23 protein-coding genes are annotated in these 24,966 nt (G+C 68.3%); 18 read left to right on the top strand and 5 right to left on the bottom strand.

Annotation, left to right across the window (positions count from 1 at the left end; all coding sequences use genetic code 11):
* The first annotated feature begins 86 nt into the window (after window positions 1–86).
* The 12 genes from secY to truA all read left to right on the top strand — a co-directional run bounded on the left by secY (window position 87) and on the right by truA (window position 8,160).
* Entirely contained in the window at window positions 87–1,394 is a 1,308-nt protein-coding gene (gene secY, locus CVV72_RS25545) for a preprotein translocase subunit SecY (protein WP_219146122.1), read from the top strand.
* Window positions 1,391–1,945 (top strand): adenylate kinase, encoded by a 555-nt coding sequence (locus CVV72_RS25540; protein ID WP_034304263.1) that lies wholly within the window; start codon window positions 1,391–1,393, stop codon window positions 1,943–1,945. Before secY ends, CVV72_RS25540 begins: the two co-directional genes overlap by 4 nt.
* 44 nt (window positions 1,946–1,989) lie before the next feature.
* On the top strand, window positions 1,990–2,766 hold the full coding sequence (map, locus tag CVV72_RS25535) for a type I methionyl aminopeptidase (protein ID WP_219146121.1): 777 nt from the start codon (window positions 1,990–1,992) through the stop codon (window positions 2,764–2,766).
* A 450-nt stretch (window positions 2,767–3,216) separates the two neighbouring features.
* A complete protein-coding gene (gene infA, locus CVV72_RS25530) occupies window positions 3,217–3,438 on the top strand; it encodes a translation initiation factor IF-1 (RefSeq protein ID WP_005166804.1) in 222 nt (73 codons plus the stop codon).
* A 36-nt stretch (window positions 3,439–3,474) separates the two neighbouring features.
* Entirely contained in the window at window positions 3,475–3,588 is a 114-nt protein-coding gene (gene rpmJ, locus CVV72_RS25525) for a 50S ribosomal protein L36 (RefSeq protein ID WP_004558882.1), read from the top strand.
* Between the two features lie 205 nt (window positions 3,589–3,793).
* Window positions 3,794–4,174 carry a 30S ribosomal protein S13 gene (gene rpsM, locus CVV72_RS25520; protein ID WP_005166805.1) on the top strand — a complete coding sequence of 127 codons (381 nt, stop codon included), beginning with the start codon at window positions 3,794–3,796 and terminating at the stop codon, window positions 4,172–4,174.
* Entirely contained in the window at window positions 4,171–4,356 is a 186-nt protein-coding gene (locus CVV72_RS25515; protein WP_034304268.1) for a hypothetical protein, read from the top strand. The genes rpsM and CVV72_RS25515 overlap by 4 nt, the downstream gene beginning before the upstream one ends.
* Before the next feature lie 18 nt (window positions 4,357–4,374).
* A complete protein-coding gene (gene rpsK / locus CVV72_RS25510; RefSeq protein ID WP_004558885.1) occupies window positions 4,375–4,782 on the top strand; it encodes a 30S ribosomal protein S11 in 408 nt (135 codons plus the stop codon).
* A 23-nt stretch (window positions 4,783–4,805) separates the two neighbouring features.
* Window positions 4,806–5,411 (top strand): 30S ribosomal protein S4, encoded by a 606-nt coding sequence (gene rpsD / locus CVV72_RS25505; RefSeq protein ID WP_007031054.1) that lies wholly within the window; start codon window positions 4,806–4,808, stop codon window positions 5,409–5,411.
* A 127-nt stretch (window positions 5,412–5,538) separates the two neighbouring features.
* Window positions 5,539–6,612, top strand: a complete 1,074-nt coding sequence (locus CVV72_RS25500; protein ID WP_005166811.1) for a DNA-directed RNA polymerase subunit alpha — start codon at window positions 5,539–5,541, stop codon at window positions 6,610–6,612.
* Window positions 6,613–6,689: 77 nt separating this feature from the next.
* On the top strand, window positions 6,690–7,253 hold the full coding sequence (rplQ, locus tag CVV72_RS25495) for a 50S ribosomal protein L17 (protein WP_219146120.1): 564 nt from the start codon (window positions 6,690–6,692) through the stop codon (window positions 7,251–7,253).
* Window positions 7,254–7,326: 73 nt separating this feature from the next.
* Window positions 7,327–8,160: a tRNA pseudouridine(38-40) synthase TruA gene (gene truA, locus CVV72_RS25490; protein WP_255632792.1), complete on the top strand. Its 834-nt coding sequence runs from the start codon at window positions 7,327–7,329 to the stop codon at window positions 8,158–8,160.
* Here truA and CVV72_RS25485 read toward each other — a convergent pair.
* The 3 genes from CVV72_RS25485 to eccE form a co-directional block, all read right to left on the bottom strand.
* A complete protein-coding gene (locus CVV72_RS25485) occupies window positions 8,130–9,092 on the bottom strand; it encodes an endonuclease domain-containing protein (RefSeq protein WP_219146119.1) in 963 nt (320 codons plus the stop codon). The two genes, truA and CVV72_RS25485, sit on opposite strands and share 31 nt — an antisense overlap.
* 244 nt (window positions 9,093–9,336) lie before the next feature.
* Entirely contained in the window at window positions 9,337–10,059 is a 723-nt protein-coding gene (locus tag CVV72_RS25480; protein WP_007031058.1) for a hypothetical protein, read from the bottom strand.
* A complete protein-coding gene (gene eccE, locus CVV72_RS25475; protein ID WP_034304283.1) occupies window positions 10,056–11,237 on the bottom strand; it encodes a type VII secretion protein EccE in 1,182 nt (393 codons plus the stop codon). Before eccE ends, CVV72_RS25480 begins: the two co-directional genes overlap by 4 nt.
* Before the next feature lie 618 nt (window positions 11,238–11,855).
* Between eccE and eccB the strand changes: the two genes are divergently transcribed.
* The 3 genes from eccB (at window position 11,856) to CVV72_RS25460 (ending at window position 14,931) form a co-directional block, all read left to right on the top strand.
* Window positions 11,856–13,406 (top strand): type VII secretion protein EccB, encoded by a 1,551-nt coding sequence (gene eccB / locus CVV72_RS25470; RefSeq protein ID WP_255632257.1) that lies wholly within the window; start codon window positions 11,856–11,858, stop codon window positions 13,404–13,406.
* A gap of 68 nt (window positions 13,407–13,474) precedes the next feature.
* On the top strand, window positions 13,475–13,789 hold the full coding sequence (locus CVV72_RS25465) for a hypothetical protein (RefSeq protein ID WP_219146117.1): 315 nt from the start codon (window positions 13,475–13,477) through the stop codon (window positions 13,787–13,789).
* A 5-nt stretch (window positions 13,790–13,794) separates the two neighbouring features.
* The gene (locus CVV72_RS25460; protein ID WP_219146116.1) at window positions 13,795–14,931 is read left to right on the top strand and encodes a WXG100 family type VII secretion target; all 1,137 of its coding nucleotides are present in this window, start codon (window positions 13,795–13,797) and stop codon (window positions 14,929–14,931) included.
* Between the two features lie 88 nt (window positions 14,932–15,019).
* Here the strand turns inward: CVV72_RS25460 and mycP are convergent, their stop codons facing one another.
* Window positions 15,020–16,666 (bottom strand): type VII secretion-associated serine protease mycosin, encoded by a 1,647-nt coding sequence (gene mycP, locus CVV72_RS25455; RefSeq protein ID WP_219146115.1) that lies wholly within the window; start codon window positions 16,664–16,666, stop codon window positions 15,020–15,022.
* A gap of 23 nt (window positions 16,667–16,689) precedes the next feature.
* The gene (gene eccD, locus CVV72_RS25450; RefSeq protein ID WP_219154114.1) at window positions 16,690–18,054 is read right to left on the bottom strand and encodes a type VII secretion integral membrane protein EccD; all 1,365 of its coding nucleotides are present in this window, start codon (window positions 18,052–18,054) and stop codon (window positions 16,690–16,692) included.
* Between the two features lie 481 nt (window positions 18,055–18,535).
* On the opposite strand from eccD, the gene eccCa reads away from it, so the two are divergent.
* The 3 genes from eccCa to CVV72_RS25435 all read left to right on the top strand — a co-directional run bounded on the left by eccCa (window position 18,536) and on the right by CVV72_RS25435 (window position 24,918).
* The gene (gene eccCa, locus CVV72_RS25445; protein ID WP_034304297.1) at window positions 18,536–22,543 is read left to right on the top strand and encodes a type VII secretion protein EccCa; all 4,008 of its coding nucleotides are present in this window, start codon (window positions 18,536–18,538) and stop codon (window positions 22,541–22,543) included.
* Between the two features lie 68 nt (window positions 22,544–22,611).
* Complete coding sequence (locus tag CVV72_RS25440) at window positions 22,612–24,543, top strand: type VII secretion-associated protein (protein ID WP_219146114.1); 1,932 nt, start codon at window positions 22,612–22,614, stop codon at window positions 24,541–24,543.
* A 12-nt stretch (window positions 24,544–24,555) separates the two neighbouring features.
* On the top strand, window positions 24,556–24,918 hold the full coding sequence (locus tag CVV72_RS25435; RefSeq protein WP_219146113.1) for a hypothetical protein: 363 nt from the start codon (window positions 24,556–24,558) through the stop codon (window positions 24,916–24,918).
* Window positions 24,919–24,966: the final 48 nt, after the last annotated feature.

Raw genomic sequence — 24,966 nt, 5'->3', positions numbered from 1 at the left:
CCAGAAAGCTGTGTGTTCCCGCCGGCCCCAGGCCGGCCAAGCCGATCGTCGGTAAGACAGCCGACGACGCCGAGGAGGTTCCCCGCGTGCTCAGCGCCTTCCGCTCGGCTCTAGCGACGCCGGATCTACGTAAGAAGATCCTGTTCACGCTAGCCATCGTCGCGGTCTACCGAATCGGTGCCACCATCCCGGCCCCGGGCATCTCGTATTCCGCCGTGCAGCAATGCACGGAGACCGGGTCGCAGGAGGGCGTCTATCAGCTGCTGAACCTGTTCAGTGGCGGTGCACTGCTGCAGCTGTCGCTGTTCTCGACCGGCATCATGCCGTACATCACGGCGAGCATCATCGTCCAGCTTCTCACCGTGGTCATCCCGCGGTTCGAGGAGCTGAAGAAGGAAGGCCAGGCCGGCCAGGGCAAGCTGACCCAGTACACCCGGTACCTGACGATCGCCCTCGCGATCCTGCAGGCGACCGGTGTGGTGGCACTCGCCGACCGCAAGCAGCTCTTCCCGCAGTGCGACACCGCGATCATCCCGGACAACAGCGTCTACACGCTGGCCATCATCGTCATCACGATGACCGCCGGTACCGCCGTCATGATGTGGCTGGGTGAGCTGATCACCGAGCGCGGCGTCGGCAACGGCATGTCCGTCCTCATCTTCCTGAACATCGCGGCCCGGATCCCGATCGAGGGTGGCAACATCCTCAGCAGCGCCGGTCCGGTGGTCTTCACTCTGATCTGCGTGTTCGGCCTGGTGATCATCGCCAGCGTCATCTTCGTCGAGCAGGGCCAGCGCCGGATCCCGGTGCAGTACGCCAAGCGCATGATCGGCCGCCGTATGTACGGCGGAACCTCGACCTATCTGCCGATCAAGGTGAACCAGGCCGGTGTCATCCCGGTCATCTTCGCCTCGTCGCTGCTCTACCTGCCGGACCTGATCGCCCGCCTCGTCGGGGACCCCAACAGCAACGCCGGTTGGCAGGTCTTCATCCAGAACTACATCGTCAACCAGTCCAGCTGGGCGCACGTCCTGCTGTACTTCGCGTTGATCATCTTCTTCACGTACTTCTACATCACGATCACGTTCAACGTGGACGAGCGTGCGGAAGAAATGAAGAAGTTCGGTGGCTTCATCCCGGGTATCCGCCCGGGCCGACCCACCGCGGAGTACCTCAGCTACGTCCTCGGCCGGATCACTCTGCCGGGCTCGCTGTACCTGGGCATCATCGCGATCCTTCCGAACTTCTTCCTGTCCGTCACCGGCAGCGGGAACAACCAGAACTTCCCGTTCGGTGGCACGGCTGTGCTGATCATGGTCGGTGTCGGTCTCGACACCGTGAAGCAGATCGAAAGCCAGCTGATGCAACGTAACTACGAAGGGTTCTTGAAGTGACGCGCCTGGTTCTCGTTGGCCCTCCTGGCGCGGGCAAAGGTACTCAGGCGGTAGCACTGTCGGAGAAGCTCCGGATCCCGCACATCTCGACCGGCGATCTGTTCCGCGCCCACGTGGGTGAGCAGACGCCGCTGGGCCAGGAAGCCAAGCGCTACCTGGACTCCGGCGAACTCGTGCCCGACTCGGTCACGAACGAGATGGTGCGTGAGCGCCTCGCCGAACCCGACGCCAAAGTCGGTTTCCTGCTCGACGGGTTCCCTCGGAACACGAAGCAGGCCGACGTCCTCGGTGAGATCCTCGGCGAGGTCGACGCCAAGCTCAACGCGGTCATCCAGCTTCAGGTTTCGGAAGACGTCGTCGTCGATCGGCTGCTGTCCCGCGGCCGGTCGGACGACACCGAAGAGGTCATCCGCCGCCGTCAGCAGATCTACGTGTCCGAGACCGCTCCGCTGCTCGAGTACTACTCGGACATCCTGGTCAGGGTCGACGGCGTCGGCTCGGTCGACGAGATCTCCGCCCGCGTGCTGGAAGCGCTGCGCGACCGCACGTGAATCTCGGAGGACTGCGTGTACTGCAACGGCTTCGTCGTGGGCGCATGATCGAAATCAAGACCCCTGGCGAGCTTCAGGCGATGCGGGCAGCCGGACTGGTCGTCTGGCGCACCCTCACCGCGGTGCGTCAGCTCGCCAAGCCAGGGGTGACCACGGCCGATCTCGACGAACTCGCCGAGCAGACGATCCGTGACGCGGGCGCGGTGCCCTCGTTCAAGGGGTACCACGGCTTCCCGGCGTCGATCTGCGCTTCGGTGAACGAGCAGATCGTGCACGGCATCCCGTCGAAGACCCAGGTCTTGAACGACGGCGACATCATCTCGGTGGACTGCGGCGCCATCCTCGACGGCTGGCACGGAGACTCCGCGGTCACGCTTGCCATCGGCGAGGTGTCGAAGGCGGATCTCGCGCTCTCGGCCGCCACCGAGGCGGCGATGTGGGCGGGAATCGCCGCGGTGTCGTCCGGGGGCCGGCTCACCGACATCTCGCACGCGGTGCAGACCGCGGCCGAGAAGGCCGGCCGGGAAGACGGCATCGAATACGGGATGATCGTCGAATACGGCGGCCACGGCATCGGGCGCCAAATGCACATGGACCCGTTCCTGCCGAACCTGGGCAAACCGGGCAAGGGGCCGCGGCTCAAGACCGGTATGGCGCTCGCGATCGAGCCGATGCTGACCGGTGGTGGCGGTGAGACCGTCGAGCTCGAGGACGGCTGGACCGTCGTGACCGCCGACGGCTCGCGGGCCTCGCACTGGGAGCACACCGTCGCGATCACCGATGACGGCCCGTGGGTGCTGACCGCCCCCGAAGACGCCTGACCTCGGCCTTCACCCCCGGATCGCGTTTAGCCCGCTAAACGCAGGTGCGCCCCCAGATCGCAGTTAGGCTGCTAAACGCAAGTGTGCCCGCTGGTCGGCGGAGCGTCCGCCCGCTGCCTCGGCCGGTTGACCTCACCTGCCGAGCGCCCCCAGGTCGCGGGCCCACTGGTTCGCGATTTGCCCGCTAAACGCAGGTCGGCGAGGGCGTACGATGGTGGAGGTCGCATCAGGCGGGCTCAGGGGTCACTAACACAGTCACCCCCGTTTGGGGCTCGCGACACGGGTTGCGTACACTGTCAAGTCGGTGTACTCATCGCGCCCGGATCCTGCGCGCTCGTGACTTCTCGCGAACGGACATTGGACCCGGGCAGGAGTGTGCCGATGCACCACCCAGCCAAGCACTCAAGCTCTGACTGATAACACAGCGTAGCGACAGGAAATGCGGAGGACATGGGCAAGAAAGACGGGGCCATCGAGGTCGAAGGCCGCGTAGTCGAGCCGCTCCCCAACGCGATGTTCCGCGTCGAGTTGGAGAACGGCCACAAGGTCCTTGCACACATCAGCGGCAAGATGCGGCAGCACTACATCCGCATCCTGCCCGAGGACAGGGTTGTCGTGGAGCTCTCGCCCTACGACTTGTCACGTGGTCGCATCGTCTATCGCTACAAGTGATCACGACGAGTTAGCACAAGCAGGAGAGCAGGAGACGTGAAGGTTCAGCCGAGCGTCAAGAAGATCTGCGACAAGTGCAAGGTGATCCGCCGTCACGGCCGGATCATGGTGATCTGCGAAAACCTGCGGCACAAGCAGCGGCAGGGCTGATCACTCGCACTCGTACAGAGTGGATTGACGGCTACACAATCTCCCCGCACCTGCCGGGCCGTGCGAACGGCCCGGTTCACCCTCGGACTTCAGGCCGAGGCCGGGACACCCGAAGCGCAAGCAGAGGGCACGACAGGCGAGTCGGTCCCGGGACCGGACGGGGAGCAGACCTGAAGATGAATTCTATGAAGGAGCATCAACGCCAATGGCACGACTCGCTGGCGTAGACCTCCCCCGCGAAAAGCGGTTGGAGATCGCGCTGACCTACATCTACGGCATCGGCCGTACCCGCTCGAAGCAGCTCATCGCGGCTGCCGAGCTCAACGCGGACACTCGCGTCAAGGATCTGAGCGATGACGACCTCGCCAAGCTGCGGGTCTACATCGAGGAGAACTTCAAGGTCGAGGGTGACCTTCGCCGCGAGGTGAACGCCGACATCCGTCGGAAGATCGAGATCGGGTGCTACGAGGGCCTTCGCTGGCGCCGCGGACTTCCCGTCCGTGGTCAGCGCACCAAGACGAACGCCCGCACCCGTAAGGGTCCGAAGAAGACGGTCGCCGGCAAGAAGAAGGCTGGCAAGAAGTGAGCGTCCAGGGCAAGAAGGTCGTGCAGATGGGCGGCGTCCGCCGTCGTGGCTCGGCTTGTGTCTCGCCCAAGGCGCTCTACGCCCGCCCGATGGCGCTCCGCAACCTGTACACCGACGCCGGTTCGATCATCCGGCGCGGACAGGCCGAAGCGGTCGCCGCTCACCAAGAGAACGCGCGCTAACAGGAGAACCCTCAAAACATGCCACCGAAGTCTCGTACTGCGGCGGGGGCCAAGAAGGTCCGCCGTAAGGAAAAGAAGAATGTCGCGCACGGTCACGCGCACATCAAGAGCACCTTCAACAACACCATCGTCTCGATCACGGACCCGACCGGTGCCGTGATCGCGTGGGCGTCGAGTGGTCACGTGGGCTTCAAGGGCTCGCGTAAGTCCACCCCGTTCGCCGCGCAGATGGCCGCCGAGAACGCCGCCCGCAAGGCTGCCGAGCACGGCATGAAGAAGGTCGACGTTTTCGTAAAGGGCCCGGGTTCGGGCCGCGAGACGGCGATCCGCTCGCTGCAGGCGGCCGGCCTCGAGGTCGGCACCATCCAGGACGTGACCCCGCAGCCTCACAACGGCTGCCGCCCGCCCAAGCGGCGCCGGGTCTGAGGAACGGGGAGGAGTAAGAAGAAATGGCTCGTTACACCGGCCCCGCGACGCGTATTTCGCGTCGCCTCAAGGTTGACCTCATCGGCGGCGACCAGGCTTTCGAGCGTCGCCCCTACCCGCCGGGCCAGCACGGCCGCGGGCGCATCAAGGAGTCCGAGTACCTCCTGCAGTCGCAGGAGAAGCAGAAGGCTCGCTACACCTACGGCGTTCTCGAGCGTCAGTTCGTCCGGTACTACAAGGAAGCCGTCCGGCGTCCGGGTAAGACCGGTGAGAACCTGCTGCAGATCCTCGAGTCCCGGCTGGACAACGTGATCTACCGCGCCGGCATCGCCCGCACCCGCCGTCAGGCGCGTCAGCTGGTGAGCCACGGCCACTTCCTGGTCAACGGCGTCAAGGTCAACGTCCCGTCCTACCAGGTCACGAAGTGGGACATCATCGACGTGCGGCCGAAGTCGTTCGCGATGCTGCCCTTCGTCGCGGCCAAGGAGTCCTTCGGCGAGCGTCCCGTTCCCGCGTGGCTCCAGGTCGTTCCGTCCAACCTCCGTGTGCTGGTCCACCAGCTCCCGGAGCGCGCTCAGATCGACGTTCCGGTCCAGGAACAGCTGATCGTCGAGCTCTACTCGAAGTGATCCACCATCGGGCCGGGGTTTCCCCGGCCCGATGTGGGCACGGGCGGCGGCGCCCGGAGTGCGCCGCCGTTTCGCCATCCCTTTCGGTGTCATATGGCGGGCGCCGTTTGGAAAGGAATTAGGAAAGATGCTGATTTCCCAGCGACCGGCTCTCGGCGAAGAGACGGTCAACGAGACCCGCTCCCGGTTCACCATCGAACCGCTGGAGCCCGGCTTCGGCTACACGCTCGGCAACTCGCTGCGGCGCACGCTTCTGTCGTCCATTCCTGGCGCGGCCGTGACGAGCATCCGCATCGACGGCGTGCTGCACGAGTTCACCACCGTTCCCGGGGTGAAGGAAGACGTCACCGACATCATCCTGAACCTCAAGGAACTCGTGGTCTCCTCGGAAGAGGACGAGCCGGTCACCATGTACCTGCGCAAGCAGGGCCCCGGTGAGGTCACCGCCGCCGACATCGTGCCCCCGGCCGGTGTCACCGTGCACAACCCGGATCTGCACATCGCGTCGCTGAACGGCAAGGGCAAGCTCGAGATCGAGCTCGTCGTCGAGCGCGGCCGCGGTTACGTTCCGGCCCTGCAGAACAAGCAGGCGGGCGCGGAGATCGGCCGGATCCCGGTCGACTCCATCTACTCCCCGGTGCTGAAGGTGACCTACAAGGTCGAGGCGACTCGTGTCGAGCAGCGCACCGACTTCGACAAGCTGATCCTGGACGTGGAGACGAAGCCGTCGATCACGCCGCGGGACGCTGTCGCGTCGGCCGGTAAGACGCTGGTGGAGCTGTTCGGTCTCGCGCGCGAGCTGAACGTCGACGCCGAAGGCATCGAGATCGGCCCGTCGCCGCAGGAGGCGGACACCATCGCCGCCTACGCGATGCCGATCGAGGACCTGGACCTCACCGTCCGGTCGTACAACTGCCTCAAGCGCGAGGGCATCCACACCGTCGGCGAACTGGTCTCGCGCAGCGAGGCCGACCTGCTGGACATCCGCAACTTCGGTGCGAAGTCGATCGACGAGGTCAAGCTCAAGCTCGTCGGTCTCGGCCTCGCGCTGAAGGACAGCCCGCCCGGGTTCGACCCGACCGCGGCCGCGGCCAGCTACGACGGTGAAGGCTGGTCCGAGGGCGTCGACAGCATCACGGACGGAATTTCGGACAACGGCCACGACGATGGCCAGGACTACGCAGAGACGGAGCAGCTGTAAGGCCAGCTACGGCTCCCTCACACCAGTAGGGGTGGGGGAGCGACGGCCTCCAGCTGTGAGCTGAACGAGGAGAACCGATGCCCACCCCCACAAAGGGACCCCGTCTCGGCGGGTCGCCCGCGCACGAACGGCTGATCCTGGCCAACCTGGCCACCCAGCTGTTCGAGCACGGCAAGATCACGACGACCGAGGCGAAGGCCCGGCGGGTGCGCCCGCTGGCCGAGAAGCTGATCACGAAGGCGAAGCGGGGCGACCTGCACAACCGTCGTCAGATCCAGCGCATCGTGCGCGACAAGGACGTCGTGCACAAGCTGATCGCCGAGATCGGTCCGTTCTTCGCGGAGCGTCCGGGTGGCTACACCCGGATCACCAAGACGATGGCGCGCAAGGGCGACAACGCCCCCATGGCCGTCATCGAGCTGGTGGCCGAGAAGACCGTCACCGCCGAGGCCGAGGCCGCGCGCAAGACGAAGTTCGCCAAGGACGAGCCGAAGGCTGCCGCCCCGGCCGCCGAGGAGACCACTGAGGCCCCTGAGGCTGCCGACACGGCCGCCACCGAGGCTCCGGAGGCCACCGAGGCTCCCGCCGCCGACGAGGCCGCTGAGGCCCCCGCCGCGGACGCGGACAGCAAGAAGGACTGACGTCCTGACGGCACCGAACACCCAGGACGAGCCCGCCACTCCCACTGCGGAGGGCGGGCTCGTTCGTCTGCGTCTGGATGTTTCCTACGACGGCACCGATTTCTCCGGTTGGGCGCGGCAGCCCGGACGGCGCACGGTGCAGGGAGTCCTCGAAGAGGCGCTCGCGAAGCAGCCTCCAGGAGCTTCGGTCCCGAAGTCGGTTGTCGTCGCCGGCCGCACCGATGCCGGTGTGCACGCGGCCGGCCAGGTGGTCCACGTCGACGTGTCGACTTTAGCGGGCAAAACGCGATCCGGTCGCCTGGAAGTCGACGAGCACGGCATTCCTGACCTGGGGCGGATGCGTCACCGCTGGAATCGGTACCTGCCGGGCGACGTGCGGGTATTGGATGCCCGGGTCGCTGCGCCTGGGTTCGACGCGCGGTTCTCGGCCGTGCGGCGTCACTACCTTTACCGCGTTTCGGACGCGCCGTGGGGTGTGGATCCGTTGCGGCGTCACGACACCCTGGCCTGGGGACGTCCGCTATCGATCGACGCGATGAACGAGGCATCGAAGGCTCTTCTGGGCCTTCAGGATTTTGCGGCCTTCTGCAAGCAGCGCGAGGGCGGGACAACCATTCGCGAGCTGCAGCGGCTCGAATGGCGGCGGACCGGGCCGCACGCGGTCGAGGTCGCCGTCTCCGCCGACGCGTTCTGCCACTCGATGGTGCGCAGCCTGGTGGGAGCACTGCTCTTGGTCGGTGACGGCCGCCGTCCGCTGGGCTGGCCCGGCGACGTTCTGGAAAGCCGGACGCGCGACAGTGCGGTGGCCCCCGCGCACGGCCTGACGCTGATGGCGGTCGACTACCCGCCGGACGCGGAGCTAGCCTCCCGTGCCGATCAAACGCGCGCCATGCGTACTCCCTCCTGATCCGGGCGCGGCGCGGTTAGCGGGCTAAACGCGCCGCGGCGGCGGGCCCGCCAGACGGACTCGACGATGCCTTCGAAGTCGTTCGCCAGGTCCTCCGCGGTGACTATGACGAAACGCCAGCCTTCTGCCTCCACGCGTCTTCGGCGTTTGCGATCGTGGGCTCGTTGCTTCGGTGTGTTGTGCCATCGGCCGTCGTATTCGACGGCGACTTTGAACTTTTCGTCCCCCAGGTCGAGGCGAGCGAGAAAATGGCCGGTTCGGGCGGTGACTTCAAGCTGAGGCGTCACCGTGATACCGCCGGCGGCCAGCACGATGCGAAGCTCCGACTCCGGGGGCGACTCCGCGCGAGGGTCGGACAGTCGTAAAGCATGTCTGGCCAAGCGGATTCCCCTGTTGCGGCGGCCGTAGAACTCCCTGTTGAGGTGCAGATCGGTCAGGCTCTCGGCCCTCATGAACTGATCCAGATCCGGCACGCCGATGCGGAGCCGTCGCACCCAACCGGATTTGCGGGGAGAAAGCCGGAGAAGCAGATCCAGCGCGATTCGGCTTTTCCGGGCGATCCGAATGCCGTTCCACGGCCTCGATTCCTCGGGCGTGACTTCGGTGCGCCGAACCTTGATACCGACTATCGGTCCGAAGCGATGTTTCTCCGGTACGACCATCTCGACCGGATCATGGGGTTTCGCCAACTCGACACCTTGAACGGTCGCGGCCGATCGCCCGGTCAGCACCGCTTCGGAAGGCGCCAGCAACGCGGCTCCTCGGCAACGCAACTCGTGCGTGACCTCGACATCAGCGCGTGTGTAGACGTCCTGAAACAGCCGGCGGACACTCGACCCGCGTAGCTGGCTGGCCGTGATGAGGCCTGCCTTGCGCGCTTCCGAGCCGCGGAAGACGTCGGGAAGATGAGACGAATCGAAGGGTTTGGTCATATCGACACAGTGATCGACATGACCGACAACCCAAGGCCGTGACCGCCTGCTCGGGGGTGGTTTATCCACAACCCCCGGTCTATCCACAGCCGACGCGATTCCCCCTTGACGGAGAAACCCCACGCCTCGGATCGCGTTTAGCGGCCTAACCGTGACGCGGGCAAGACGCAAAACGGGGGCACTGTCCGAAAAGGACAGTGCCCCCGCAGAGCACGCTTAGCCCGCTAAAGTCGACGCGGGCGGGTCAGTCGCCTCGGCGCACGGGGCCCAGGATCTGCTGCTCTTTCGCCGTGGTGACCAGGCGAAGAGGGCGCCAGAGGTTCCGGCCCAGAGCGACGACCTGATCGTCCTTCAACGTCGTGAGCTGCTTCATCATCTGGGGCGGGAGCCGCCAGATCCGGGCGGCCAGCTCGGCCTGTCCCGGCGGGAGCCGCTGCATCAGCACCAGGTCGGCCGCGTTGGCGGTCGCCCCGGCCTGCGGGTGCAGGTACGGCAGCACGTAGACCGTCGTCTGCCACGGCGACCGCGGCGGGAACAGGTCTTGCGGTGTCGGGCCGCCATCGGTCACCACGAGCAACGGAGCGTCCTCGGAGGGCCGCGGAAGGTCCACCGGCGACAGCCGCCGGATCTGCACCAACGGCGAAGGCCTGCCGTTGGGCTGGTTCCCCGCGGCCTGCGGAAGCACCTGCCACGCGGCCGGACGTCCGGTCGCCACGACGACCCACGCCCCGACCGCCATCGCCCTCAGCGCCACCTGGCGCGCCAGGTAAAGACCACCGACGAGCACGATCCGGGTCGGTGTCGAGCGCAGCGCGGAGATCGTCAGGGGCTCGCCCTTGAGCCCGGAGCCGAGGACGATCCCGCCGCGATCACCGGAAGGGCTGATCGCGTCGAGCATCGCCGGGTCGACGGTGAATTCCGGGGCGACACCGGCGCTCTGGCCGGCGTCGCGCATGCGGGTGCTCATGCCGTGCCTCCGATCGGCAAAGTCGCGGAGAACCCGGAGATCTGCAGGCCGCGCAGCGGCGTCAGCGTCACACCCAGCCGGTCCGAGACGCCCTGCAGCCGCTGGTCGGCCGCGTCCAGTTCACGCGGGTTCCGCGCGCTCAGGCGAACGATTCCCCGCAGGCCGATCTTGCCTTCGTCCGCGGACGGCGAGATCGACATCGCCACCGTCGCCGACAGCGCGCGGACACTGGTCAGCGCGTTCAGGCTGCCGCTGATCTTGCCCTTCGGCCAGCTGGTGATGGCGTAGCTCGCGTGACCGATGCCTGCCGCGGTGACGCCGGTCCAGCGTTCCTGCAGACCGACCTTGCCCTGCGAACCGGCGACCGCGGTCAGTTCCGCGGCCGAAATGCTGGACCGCAGCAGCTCGTCCGGGTCGAGCGGCCGGGTCGGCACGCCCTGCGATTCCAAGGCGTTGCGCACCCGCGAGAGCGCGCCGATCAGGGCACGATGCGCTCCCACGACACCGCCGCCGCGTTCGCGGATGGCTGCCGGGCACCGGCGCGGGTCGAGCCGGATGGCGACCCATGTCGTCCGCCGCGCCGCCGCGGGGAGCGGGCCGAGCACCTCCATGTAGGAGCTGAGGGCGGGCGAGTCCGACGGAAGCGCGGCGCTGCCCGGATAGCAGTGCCAGATCATCTGGATCGAGTCGAGGACCACGCCGCGGTCTTCGAGGCACGGCGCGAGCGCGGACAGCGGCAGGCTCGGCGCGCCACCCGCCTGGGTGATCAGCGCGGGCGCGGGTTCGACGAGCAGGACGGCGGTCCACGTCCCGTCGTTCCACGCGATGCCGACCTGCTGGCGCTCGTGGTCGACACCGTGCGCGACGACGAGATCGGGGACGGCGAGGCGAAGCAGGTTCACGCGGGCGTCGTCGGGACCGGTGACGGCGTCCTCTTCTGCTGCGAGCGACTCGATGCTGCTCGGCGGAAGCGGATTCGCCACCCGATCGTGCGAACGGAACATGTACCGCATGGTGAGTCCAGCCCATTGGGTGAACCAGCGGCCGCCCCAGCGCAGGAACGCGATGATGATCGCGAACGCGAGCACGCCGATCGCGACGTACTTCAGCTTCATGTCGATCGCGAGCAGGACGAGGCCGATCGCGAGCCCGAGTTCGAGCACGACCAGGTTCGCCACGGGAAGCGGGCCGAGGTTGATCCCGCCGGTCCGGCGCCGCGCGGGCGCGGCGATCCGTACCGCCGGAGCGGGGGGAGGACCGGACTGCGGGCCGGGGCCGCCGGACGGAGGACCGCCCGGGCCGCCTGGCCCTCCAGGCCCACCGGGACCTCCTGGGCCACCAGGCCCGCCGGGGCCCTTGGGCCCTCCGGGACCACCGGGGCCGCCAGGACCCTGCGGTCCGCCAGGCCCTCCAGGGCCGCCGGGGCCCCCTGGACCGCGAGGAACACCGGGACCTCCCGGGCCTCCGGCCGGGCCACCCGGACCACCCGGTCTGCCGGGCCTGGGCGGCGGCCCCGGCGGACGACCGGGAGGTTGCGACCCCGGAGGGCCGGGCGGACGTGGTGGAGTGGTGACGGACATCCGCGCTTTCTCTTCCCCTCGTGCTTGCTGCGTACCCGGAAAGCCGGTCCCGAGGAACTTGACACTAGCTGGAGTTGGTAGAAACCCCACACCAGACGGTCCCCGTACGGCTATCCTGCGGAACCGTACCGCGACGGGGAGGACTGTAGGTCGAGAATGCCATCAACACCGACTACTAAGTCTCAAGTTCAGGCTTATCAGTTCGTTCTGCGACGGATGCAATCCGCGCTGGTCCGTCGCGACGCCGTCATGCTCCACGACCCGATGCGCACGCACACACGGGCCACCATCGTGGGTGTCGTGCTGGCCGCGCTGGGCGTCCTGGTCTTCATCATCTGGGGCCTGCTGAGCCCGAAGCCTGCCGTGCCGGAAGCGGGCAACATCGTCATCGGCGAGCAGTCCGGAACGGTTTACGTCGTGGCCGGGAACCCGAAGAAATTGATCCCGACCTTCAACCTCGCCTCCGCGCGGCTGCTGATCATCGCGCAGTCGAAACAAGGGGCGCAGCAGGCGGGTGCCAAGCCTTCCGGGCCCGCACAGGCCTCCGAAGTGAAGAACCCCACAGTCGTCTCGGATGAACAGCTGAAGAACATCCCCCGCGGCCAGCTCATGGGTATTCCGAACGGCCCGCAGCTGATGCCGACGGACACTCAGCGGGTCTCCCCGGACTGGGGTGTGTGCGACGAGGTCATGTACGACCCGTCCGTGCCTCAGCCGGACCTCACGAAGACGGAGACGACCGTCTACGCGGGCGTGAAGCAGCTCGGAAGCCGTGAGCTCGGCCAGAACGAAGCCTTGCTGGCCAAGGGTGCCAACGGCCGGGAGTACCTGATCTACCGGCAGAAGCCGGACCCGAACGTCCGGAACGCGAACGCCGTCAAGGCCGAGATCCAGCCTGACGCCGACGCCGTCCGTTCCGCGCTGAAGCTGCCCAATCAGCCCCGCGGTATCTCGCAGGGCCTGCTGGACGCGATCCCCGAGGTTCCGGAGCTGAAGCTCCCGGACGTCCCGGGCAAGGGTGAGAGCCCGAGCTACCAGATCGAAGGCATGAAGGTCGGCGACGTGTTCTCCACGGAGCAGGCCGAAGGGCGGAAGGACTTCTACCTCATCACGAGGGAAGGCATCCAGTCCATCTCGCCCGCCGTCGCGGACATCGTGAAGACCGGGAAGAACGACGGCAGCACCTCGGTCACGTCCGTGCCGCTGGCCGCGATCCGCAATCTCACGCGGGTTTCCCAGGTCGTCGAGCTCGACGCGTACCCCCAGACCGTGCCGACGGTGCTCAACGCGACCCAGGGCTCCCGGGTCTCCTGCCTGAGCTGGTCCATCACGGGCGAAGGCGCCTCCCGGGACGCGCACACGGCCGTGTTCGTCGACGACAAGCTGCCGAAGGGCCGGAACGCCGACGGATCCGCGCCCGGCGTCAAGATCGGTACCCCCGGGCCGGTCGGCGCACCGATCAACAGCTTCTACATGGAGCCCGGCTTCGCGGCGGTCGTCCAGTCGGCGACCGGCAAGGAGACCTTCGACAAGGGGCCGATCCAGCTGATCTCCGATCGCGGGATCCGGTACGGCGTCCCCGACGCCGTCACGGCGGATTCGATCGGGCTGAACAAGCGGGTGCCCGCGCCCGAGTCCATCGTCAGGATCCTGCCCACCGGCGCTTCGTTGAACACGCAGGACGTGCTCCGGACGTTCGACACGGTGCCGATCGACGACAGGGCCGGTTCGGTCGCCACGCAGTCGCAGGCTCCGGCGGGTAACTGAGCACGGGAACCCCTCGGACGGCGCGAGCGTCTCAACGCCCGAGCGGAATCGGGTGAGTGGAGGGTGCAGTGGCCGGCCTGAAGATCGACGGCGACGTCGTCGGTGACTACGCGAAACGGGTGGACGCGGCCGCCGGAGAGCTCGAGCTGGCGGCCGCGGAGGTGACGGGTGCGGGCGTCACCGTCGAGTCCCACGGCACGCTGGGCGAGGAGCTGGGCCTCGGTGCGTCCTACGGGCGGGCGGCCGAGGCGATCCGGCGGCAGCTGGTGGAAGGCGCGGCCGCGTTGAGGTCGGCGTCCGAGGCCCTGCACACGGTGACCGCGCGGCATGCCGGGCACGACGACGAGGCCGCGCAGACGATCAAGCGCGCAGTGGAGCTCTGAACCGCATGATCGCCGAATCGGAGAACCCGACGGATTCCATCCCGCACCCCATGGCCGCACGCCCTGTGGCGCCCCCGATCGCGGTTAGCCCGCTGAACGCAACAGGGTCGGGCGGTGAGGAGTTGATCGAGTCCGCGGCGCCCCATCTCGCCTTCGTTTCGGAGCTGTCCGGGCATCTGGGGCTGATCGATCCGGTCGAGGCTTACCTGACCCCGCTGGCGGGGCGGTGGGAGGACTTGAAGGACGAGGCAGACCTGCTCCGGAAAGCGGCGAAGACCGCGGGCAACGTCTCGAAAGAACTGTCGGAGGACCTCGGACGTCTCGACGCCGGGTGGTCCGGCAAGGACGCTGACGCCTTCGTCGCGTACATCGTGGACATCAACGCCGCGGGCTCCGACGTCGAAGACGCCCTCACCACGCTGGCGAGCTCGCTCGACGAACTGGTGCTGTCGATCCGCCGCATCCTGACCGACCTCGTCGAGATTCTGGTCGACACGGCCGAACTGACCTCCGAGACCGCGATGCTGCCGGTCGGCGGCGTTCGGCGGGCGCGGAACCAGCTGGAGGAGGCACAGGAGTCGGCCAAAGCGCTCTACGAAGCCGCACGCAATGTCCTCGAAGGCTTCGTGCGGTTTTGCGACGGCGTCGACGATCCGGACGCCGGCTCGCGAAGCATCGAAATCGCTCACCGGTACCCGCAGGACGAGTTCAAGCTTCACGACGGTTCCGAGGCGCAGGGTGCGCCGGTGCCCGAGAAGGCCCCCGCTGAGGCGGATTCCGGGGCGGCGGCGGAGGAGCAGTCGACGTCGCCGTCCGCGGCCGACGGCAGGCAGACCGGCTCGCACGAGCCGCTGACCGAGCAAGGGCAGGCGCTGGTTCCGGAGATCGCGCCCGTTCAGGCCGCTCCGGCTCAGGGGCACGGGGTCGCCGGGGCCGGATCGGCGATGATGCCGATGGGGATGGCGCCGATGATGGGGATGGGCGGCATGGGCGGGGGCGGCCAGGCGGCTCACCAGTCCAAGACCCGGCCCGCGGCGAAGCCGTCCGATGTGGTCGGTGAGCCCGGTCAGGTCGTCCCGCCCGTGATCGGTGAGGACGAGAAGCCGGCGAAGCCCGCGCCGAAGCCCAAGCCCGCCAAGTAGGCAGAGCGACTTTAGCGGGCTAAGTGCGATCCGGGCGGCTCGGAGGGGAGTCCGCGTCAGATCGCACTTAGCCCGCTAAACGCAGGTCCTACGGGGTCTTGCGGCCTGGGGAGGTGGTCGGCCGGTTGCGGCGGACCGAGTGCACGACGAACAGCGTGACGAGCAGGGCCACCAGACCCCCACCGGTTCCGGCGAGCGCGACGATCATCGGGGCCGGGTCGCGGTCGTTCGCGGGCGGCAGGTCCGCGGGCAGCTGGATCGGCTTGGCCTTGTCCGCCTCCGCAGGCACGATCGCCGTGAGCGCCGCGATCGGGTCGATGACGCCGAAACCGACGAAGTTGTCCCGCCCGCCCGGAGCCGCAGGGTGCTGTGCCGTCGCCATGATCCGGTTCATCACCTCACGCGCTGTCAGCTCCGGGAACTTCTGGCGCACGAGCGCGGCCACGCCGGCGACGTACGGGGCGGCGAAGCTGGTCCCCTGGATGGGGCCGGGGTCCTTGCCGCCCTCGATGGTCAGGTTGGCCAGGCTGCTGGATCCCTCCGCGGGGTCCAGCGAGATGATCTTGGTGCCCGGCGCGGCGACACTGACCCACGGCCCGTGGACGCTGAACTCCGCGACACCGCCGGTCTCGTCGATCGCCGCGACCGACAACACGTCTTCGGAGAACCAAGGCGGAGTGACGATCGTCTTGGGGGCCTTGGGATCCGGTTGATCGTTCTGCGGGCACTTGTCGCCGACGTTGCCCGCCGCCGCGACGACGACCACATTGCGATTGACGGCGTAGTTCACCGCCGCCTGAAGCTCCTGCTCGCCCTTGGTGATGGTGCCGGTCGCCGAGCGGCAGTTGTCGACCGACATGTTGATGACATTGGACCCCTGATCGACGGCCCGGACCACCGCTTGCGCGAGCGTGGTCAGCGTGCCGGCGGTCTTGCCCTGTTCCTGTTGCCGTCCGCCCTTGTCCTGGCCCGGTGCGGTTCCGCCGGCAGCACCGTTCCCCTGAGAGGACGGCGGTAGCTGCGAACCTGGATTGTTCGACGAAGAAGGGGGAGCCGGATTGTTGGAAGAAACCGGTGGCGGCGGCTCTTCCTTCTTCTCCGCTTCCTCGTAGTTCTGGCTGGACTGGCGGATCGACAGGATCGTCGCGTCCGGCGCCACCCCTCGGAACCCGATACTCGCGTCGGGCGGGTTCGCGGCGATGATGCCCGCCACCTCGGTGCCGTGGCCGTCGCAGTCCTCGAGCCCGGGCGGCTTGCCTCCACCGGGGGTCGCGACGTAGTCGCCACCCGATTCGACCCGGCCCCCGAAGTACGGGTGCGCGGACACGCCGGTGTCGATCACGGCGACCTTGATGCCCCCGCCGACCGACTTCTTGGCACCGCGCATCAGCTGGTGCACCTTTTCGATCTGCAGGTACTCCTGGCCCCAAGGCCGGTTCTTGATGTCGACCTGGTCGCCGCCCAGCTTGCTGCGCTGGACGCACTCGGTCTTCTTCTCGTAGGTCTTGTCCGGCTTCCCCGAGTCGTTCGGCCTCTTGGACGGGTCCACCCGGGGCGGGATCGCGTAGGAGCCACCGGCGTCCGGCGCGCCGCTGCTTTGCTGCGCCCACGCGGGAAGAGCCACCGACGCCGGCGAGAGAACACCGATCCCGGCCGCCAGCAGCACCGCTCCGGTACGTCCGGCGAGGCCGAGGTGGCGGACGCGCGTCCCCCTGGACTTCCGCGCTACGGCCATCAGAACATCATCCGATCGGGTCGTCACTTGAAGTTGAGGTGGCGCAGCGTCGTGTAGAGATCCATGACGCCGAGCGCCAGCGGGAGCACCGTCGCGATGAAGACGGCCTCGAAGATCTCCACCGTCCGCCGCAGCGGCGGCGAGAAACGCTGGTTCGGGAAGATCACGCCGACCACGAGCGCGCCGGCGCCGATCAGCAGCAGCGCGCCGAACACGAACAGGACGCGGTTCAGCGGGCTCGCCGACCACATCCAGCCGAGCAGGATGCCCGCGCCGGACACCATGCCGGTGGTCAGCAGGGCGATGGCCTGCGCGCCGTTCGCGTACGCCCGTGCCCTGAGGAGCAGGACCAACGTGGCGATCACACCGAGGATCGGACCGAAGACCGTCGGCGAAGTCGAGGCGATGATCGCGAACAGCGCGGTGGCCGCGCCGCAGCCGGTCAGCAGGCCGGTCATGTACTCGTGGGCGACCGCCGTGCGGCGCTCGATGGCGCGGTAGTCCGGGAAGCCCGAGTCTTCCTTGAGCTCTTCGGCGCTGCCGGGAACGTGCGGCGTCGGAAGGGCGGCGAGCTTGATCGTCGCGCGCGGCAGGATCGAGATGCAGGCCAGCGAGAACGCGGTGGCGCCGGCGGCGATCCCGGCGATCGGGGTGTCGATGAGGGTCGCGGCCAGGAAGGTCAGCGCCGAGATCGTGGCCGTCGTCGCGGCCGCGATGAAGGTGGTGATCCCGTGCCCGATGACGAGGATGCAGACCGCCGCCACGATGATCACGAGAGTGCTCGCGAGGAGCAGGTTCGCCCACAGGGACAGCCCCGGCACGATGTAGAACCCGCTGACGAACGCCAGCGGCAGACCGCCCGCGGCGGCGATCAGCACGCCGGTCGCCTCGGCCTGGTAGGCCTTGGCCAGTGTCGCGCCGATCGCGACGCACGCGATCGCGCCGACACCGCCGGCGATCGCGGCGGCGAGCGCGTTGCCGCCGTAGAAAGAGCCACTGGTGAAGAGCGCAAGGGCGGCGAAGAACAGTGACAGGCCGCCCGCGATGTGCCCGAAGCGGCGCGCCGTCTCCTTGGTCCACGGACGGAAGCTGTCCGGGGACGATTCGGCGATCGCGTCGACAACGTCGTCGTAGAGCGGAGGTGGCGGGTTCTCGTTGCGCTTGCGCAGCTGCAGCAGTTCGCCGTCGACCACGCCGAGGGACGCGAGCGTCCGGCTCGGGTCGAGCGGTGCGTCGCCCAGCTTCGCCAGCGCCCAGCCGCCGTGGCGGGCGCCGCCGTCGGGCGTCGCCTCCTTCGCCATCTCCAACAGCATGGGCAGCAGGTCCGCCACCGCGACGTCAGCCGGCAAAGCCACGTCGATCCGGGTGCGTGGCGCGACCACCGTCACCCTGCTGAATACCGTCGTGCCCGTTGCCACTGCCTTCCCCCTGCCCTGAGAGTCTGCTCCCGGGGGAACCTATACCGAACCCGGGTGCCCACATCATCGACTGTCGGAAAAAGACCGGCAAAAGTAGGAGAGGCGACCCCAGAAAGGCCTCCGAGCCCCCTCAGACCGGCTGCCGGCGCGTCGACTTTAGCCCCCTAATCGCGACGCGCCGGAGCCCTGGGCCCCTGGGCGCCCACCGACCGCCGGATCGCGATTAGGGGGCTAAACGCATGTCGGGCCTCTGGGCCGCCGGATCGCACTTAGCCCGCTAAACGCACGTCGGCGGAGCCGGAGCCCTACACTCCCGACATGCGTACGGCCCCGGCCGGGGCCGTTCTCGGCGTTGTCCGGATTTCACCGGCCACGTTCGATAGGTTGTCTCGCGCACCAGTACGCGCACCAACGGTGGCCGCCATCGTCGAGTTTGAAGAGGGGTCCTTCGATGAGCACGCTGCAGTTCAAGAAGTCACCGCGTCTGGCGGCGCCGCGGCCGCCGGGCGGCGAGGTGCATCTCGAACCGCCGCCTGAGGTGCCGCGCACCATCCCGGGCAACATCGTCATGAAGCTGCTTCCCGCGGTGATGATCTTCGCCTCCATCGGCATGATGATCTTCATGTTCACCACCGGTGGACGCAATCCCATGATGATGATGATGGGCGGCATGATGGTGCTCAGCACCGTCGGCATGATGGCCGGCGGCGCGGGCAAGGGCGGCGGCGCCAAAAAGGCCGAGATGGACGAGGACCGCAAGGACTACCTGCGTTATCTCGGCCAGATGCGCGACAGGGCCCGCGAGGCCATGGTCGACCAGCGCGCCGCTCTCGAATGGGTACACCCCGACCCGCAGACGCTGTGGTCGCTGGCCGCGAGCCGCCGGATGTGGGAACGCCGCCAGAACGACCAGGACTTCCTCCACCTCCGCGTCGGCCGCAGCTCGCACCGCCTCGCGACGCGGTTGGTGCCGCCGCAGACCGGCCCGGTCGACGAGCTGGAGCCGATCGCGACGCTCGCCCTGCGCCGGTTCGTCCGCGCGCACTCGATCGTCCCGGACCTGCCGACCCAGATCACCCTCCGCGGTTTCGCCGCGGTCAGCATGCAGGGCGACCGCGGCCTCACCCGTGGCCTCACCCGGGCGATGCTGGCCCAGCTGGTCACCTTCCACAGCCCCGACGACGTCCTCATCGCGGTCGCCACGGCCGGCCGCGCCAAGGAGGAGTGGGAGTGGGCGAAGTGGCTGCCGCACGCCCAGCACCCGGCGCTCGCCGACGGTATCGGCCAGCTGCGGATGATGGCGGGCTCCCTCGCGCAGATCGAGCAGTGGCTCGACGAGGAACTCCGTGACCGCCAGCGCTTCTCCCGCAACGCGACGCCCGCCCCGGACCAGCCGCACGTCGTCATCATCGTCGACGACGCCGAGGTCACCCGCGAAGAGCAGATCATCCTCGAAGAGGGTCTGGTCGGCGTCACCCTGATCGACCTTTCCGACTCCATCGGCAACCTCGCGGCCCGTCGTGGTCTGCGGTTGGTCGTCGAGGAAGACCGCCTCGGCGCGCGCAGCGCCGGCGGCGTCGAGTGGTTCGGCCGTCCGGACACGCTCAGCGTGGTCGAGGCCGAAGCGCTGGCACGTCTTCTCGCGCCGTACCGCGTCGGCACCGCCGCGCAGGACGCCGCCGAGGAAGAGCCGCTGCTGTCCAACCCCGGTCTGCTCGAACTGCTGGGCATCCCCGGCGACCCGATGACCTTCGACGTCCAGCAGGCCTGGCGGCCGCGCCCGGTGCGAGACCGCTACCGCGTCCCGTTCGGCGTCGGCGAGTACGGCCAGCCGGTCGAGCTGGACATCAAGGAAGCCGCGATGGAGGGCATGGGCCCGCACGGCCTGTGCATCGGGGCGACCGGTTCCGGTAAGTCGGAGTTCCTCCGCACCCTGGTGCTGGGCATGCTCGCCACGCACTCGTCGAGCACGCTGAACTTCGTCCTCGTCGACTTCAAGGGTGGTGCGACGTTCCTCGGCCTGGACGCCGCTCCGCACGTCTCCGCGGTCATCACCAACCTCGCGGACGAGGTCACGCTGGTCGACCGCATGAAGGACGCGCTGGCGGGCGAGATGAACAGGCGCCAGGAGGCGCTGAAGAACGGCGGTAACTTCAAGAACGTCTGGGAGTACGAGAAGGCCCGCGAGAACGGCGCCGACCTCGACCCGCTGCCCGCGCTCTTCATCGTCTGTGACGAGTTCTCCGAGCTGCTGGCCGCGAAGCCGGACTTCATCGACCTGTTCGTCGCCATCGGCCGTCTCGGCCGGTCGCTGCAGATGCACATGCTCCTCGCGTCGCAGCGGCTGGAAGAGGGCAAGCTGCGCGGTCTCGACTCGCACCTTTCCTACCGCATCGGTCTGAAGACCTTCTCCGCCGCGGAATCCCGTGCCGCGATCGGCGTGCCCGACGCGTTCGAGCTGCCGTCCGTGCCCGGTGGCGGTTACCTCAAATACGACACCTCGACGCTGGTCCGCTTCAAGGCCTCGTACGTCTCGGGCCCGTACCGGCCCGCGGGCATCAAGGCCGCCGGACCGGTCGCGACCGTGGTCCGCGCGGACAAGCGCCCGCAGCTGTTCGTCCCGGACTTCGTCGAACTGCCGAAGGAACCGGAGCCGCAGCAGATCGAGGCCGCGCCGGTGGAAGAGGCCAAGTCGGAGGAGGCCGTCGAGCCCAGTGAGCTCGACGTGATCGTGTCCCGGCTGATCGGCCAGGGCCCGCCCGCGCACGAGGTCTGGCTGCCGCCGCTCAAGGAGCCGAACTCGCTCGACACCCTGCTGCCGAACCTGAACCCCACCGACGACCGCGGTCTTTCCCCCGTCGGATTCTTCGGCAACGGGCGGCTGCAGGTGCCGATGGGCATCGTCGACCGTCCGTACGAGCAGCGTCGTGACCTGCTGTGGGCCGACTTCTCCGGTGGCGCCGGGCACGGTGTGATCGTCGGCGGTCCGCAGTCGGGCAAGTCGACCATGCTCCGGACGCTGATCATGTCGATGGCGCTGACCCACACTCCCGAGGAAGCGCAGTTCTACGCGCTCGACCTCGGTGGCGGTACGTTGGCCGGTCTCCAGGGCCTGCCGCACGTCGGTGGCGTGGCCGTCGCCCGGCGCGAGCCGGACAAGGCCCGCCGCATCGTGGCCGAGCTGACCACCCTGCTCACCGAGCGGGAAGGCCGGTTCGGTGCGATGGGCATCGACTCGATGAACGAGTTCCGCAACCGCAAGCGACGGGGCGAGATCAAGCCCGAGGACGACGCCTTCGGTGACGCCTTCCTGATCGTCGACAACTGGAAGGCGCTGCGGGACGACTTCGACGAGCTGGAGACCTCGATCACCAAGCTCGCCACCCAGGGTCTTTCCTACGGTGTGCACGTCATCATCGCGGCGAACAGGTGGGCGGACATCCGCCCGGCGATCAAGGACATGATCGGTACCCGGTTCGAGCTGCGTCTCGGTGACCCGAGCGAGTCGGACATCGACCGCCGGGTCGCGGTGAACGTCCCGGCCGGACGCCCCGGCCGCGGTCTCACCAGGGACAAGCTGCACCTGCTGACCGGTCTTCCGCGCATCGACGGATCGAGCAACCCGGACGACGTCGCCGCCGGTGTCGCCGACGCGGTCGCGAAGATCAAGGCCGCGTGGAAGGGCCGCCCGGCGCCGCAGGTCCGGCTGCTGCCGGAGATGGTCACCTACGACGAGGTCCTCAGCATCGACACCAAGCGCAACACGAAGCTGGTGCCGATCGGCGTCAACGAGGAAGACCTCCAGCCGATCTATCTCGACTTCGCCGCCGATTCGCACTTCTACGCGTTCGCGGACGGCGAGTCGGGCAAGACGAACCTGCTGCGCCAGATCACCAGGGGCATCACCGAGCGGTACACGACGCAGGAAGCGGTCATCATCCTCGTCGACTACCGGCGCACGATGCTCGGCTTCATCGGCGGGGACCAGCTGCTCGGTTACGCGGTGTCCGCCGCGCAGCTGGAGAGCATGGTCAAGGACGTGCACGGGTCGATGACCCGGCGCCTCCCCGGCCCGGACGTCACGCAGGAACAGCTCAAGACCCGGTCCTGGTGGACCGGTCCGGAGCTGTTCGTCATCGTCGACGACTACGACCTGGTTGCCACGCAGACGAGCAACCCGCTGAAGCCGCTCGCCGAATTCCTCGCGCAGGCGAAGGACGTCGGTCTGCACATCGTCGTCGTGCGCCGCAGTGGTGGCGCGAGCCGGGCGATGTTCGACCCGATCCTCGGCAAGCTCAGGGAGATCGCGGCGCCCGGTATGGTCATGAACGGCTCGCGGGACGAAGGCAACCTCGTCGCCAACGTGAAGCCGAGCCAGATGCCGCCGGGCCGAGGCAACCTCGTGACCCGGAAGCACGGCAAGCAGCTCATGCAGGTCTCGTGGATTCAGCCGGACTGACCTCCCGCGGAACCAGGTGAGGCAAGGGCCGGGCGTGGGGTGACGACGACGATCTGCGGGAGTGGCTTGTGACAGTGCGGGTAGCGGTGGACTTCGGGACATCGAGCACCTGCGTAGTCGCTTCGATCAACGGCCGCGAGCCGCAGGTCGTCGTGGTGGACGGGCAGCCCTTGATGTCGTCGGCGGTCTACGCCGCGCCGGACGGGACGCTGTTCGTCGGCCAGGAGGCGGAGCGGCAGGCGGCGGTGGATCCGTCGCGCTACGAGCCGAACCCGAAGCGCCGGATCGACGAAGGCGACCTGCTGCTGGGCGACAACGTCCTGCGCGTGACCGACGTCGTCCACGCCGTGCTGAAGCGCGCGGTGACCGAGGCGCGCCGGCTCGCCGGCGACGCCGAGGTCGAGCTGCTCGTGCTGACCCATCCCGCCGATTGGGGCGCGACCCGCACCCGGCTGCTCCGGCAGGCGGCGGGCGGGCTCGCGCGTCAGGTCGCGCTCGTGCCGGAGCCGGTCGCCGCGGCGGTCTACCACGCGGCGACGTTCGCCCCGGCCGACCTCAATTCCGAGCGCACCGTGGAGTTCAGCGGCCGCCCCGGCGACGCGCTGGCGGTCCTCGACCTCGGCGGTGGCACCGTCGACGTCTCCGTGGTGCAGCGCATGCCCGGCAGCCCGGCGGATCGCAGTTTGCCCGCTAAACGCGCTGGGTTCCAGGTGCTGGCCACGCGGGGCGATCCGAGCTTCGGGGGAGCGGACGTCGATCAGGCGCTCTTGGAGCACGTCGGGTCGCTGGTGTCGTCCGTCGACCCGCCGGAATGGCGGAAGCTGGTCGAAGGCCGCGAGCTCACGGACAGACGGCGGCGCCGCGTCCTGCGGCAGGACGTGCGCGGTGCGAAGGAGACGCTCTCCCGGCACGCGTACACCGACGTCCCGATGCCGCCGCCGTTCGCCGACGCGCATGTGACCCGGGAAGACCTCGAGCGGCTCATCGCGGGCCCGCTCGGCCGCGCGGTCGAGCTGACCGTGGCCGCGATCGGTGATTCCGGCCTGCGGCCGAAACAGCTGACGGCGATCTTCCTCGTGGGCGGGTCCAGCCGGATCCCGATGGTGTCCCGGCTGGTGCACGAGCGGACCGGTGTCGTACCCACGACCCTGGATCAGCCGGAGACAGTGGTCGCCCGCGGTGCCCTGCGCGCGGTGCTGATCGATCCGGACCGGACGGGTTCGCTCGCGGGCTCCGCGGTCTCCCGCGTCGGCGGTGGCCCCGCGCCCGCCCCGGCCGACCGGCGTCCCGATGCCCCGCGTCCTCCGTTCCCGCCCGGCCCACCCCCGCAGAGCGCGTTTAGCCCGCTAAACGCGACGCGGCACGGGCCGCCGTCGCCTCCGATGGGACAGCAGGGGATAGCGGCACCGCCGCCGTGGCGGCCGGGTGAGCCCGCCCGGGAACCCAAGACCGCCGAGAAGAACAAAAAGCTGCCCTGGATCATCGCGGGGGCCGTGGTGGCCGTCGCGGCGGTCGTCGGAGGCATCCTCTTCGCCGTCAACGGCGGGGAGGCCGAACCGGAGGGCCGCACGCTCGCCCAGTACGACTACCGCTTCATCGCGCCGCCGGACTGGACACAGACCGACGACCGCGTCGCCAACCGCCAGGTGGTGATCCACCCCAGCGAATCCCTCACCGGCGACGATCTCGTGGTCGCCCAGGAGAACGTGATGGACTACGACGCGACGGCCGACAGGCAGAAGCTCGTCGACGAACTCGCCGCGCTGGCGCGCCTGAAGCCGGACAAGTACAGCGGCTTCAACGGCAACGCGCAATACGCCGGCAAGACCGTCATCTACTACCGCGAGACCAAACCGAGCGCGCGCGTCGACTGGTACGTCGTCGTGCAGGGGAAGACTCGCGTCCACATCGGGTGCCAGTACGGCACCGGCTCGCCGCTCGAACAACGCGTGAGCGCGGCCTGCGAGCAGGTCGTCAAGACGATGGTGGTCATCAACTGAAGGGGGAGGCAGATGCCACCCGAACCCGAGACCGCCGCCGAACACTTCGCGCGTACAGGGCGCGACGCGGTCACCTATGCGCGGCAGGTCGCCCGCACGGCCAAGGCGCGTTACGAACGCCGGCGGGGCGAGAACGCCGAACTGGCGAAGCAATTCGGCAAGGGACGGCTCGCGGGCGGCGAGACCGCGCCGACCCCCGCCGCGCTCCGGAACGCCGCGAAACGGTTCCGTGTCGGCGCCGGTCTTCCGGTTCCCGCTTTGCCCTCGGCGGCGGACTTGGTTCCCCTTCGGACAGAACCGGCGCCCCGACGGCCACGAGTGGGTGACGACGACGAGGACTTTTCGCAGTCGCGAATCATGAGCCGCGGCGATTGAACGGCCTGTGTGCGTTCGCTAAATCGCGTGGTGAGAGCCATGTTCTCC

The organism is Amycolatopsis sp. TNS106, assembly GCF_019330265.1.
Classification (GTDB): domain Bacteria; phylum Actinomycetota; class Actinomycetes; order Mycobacteriales; family Pseudonocardiaceae; genus Amycolatopsis; species Amycolatopsis lurida.
This window is presented reverse-complemented; position numbering and strand designations above follow the sequence as displayed.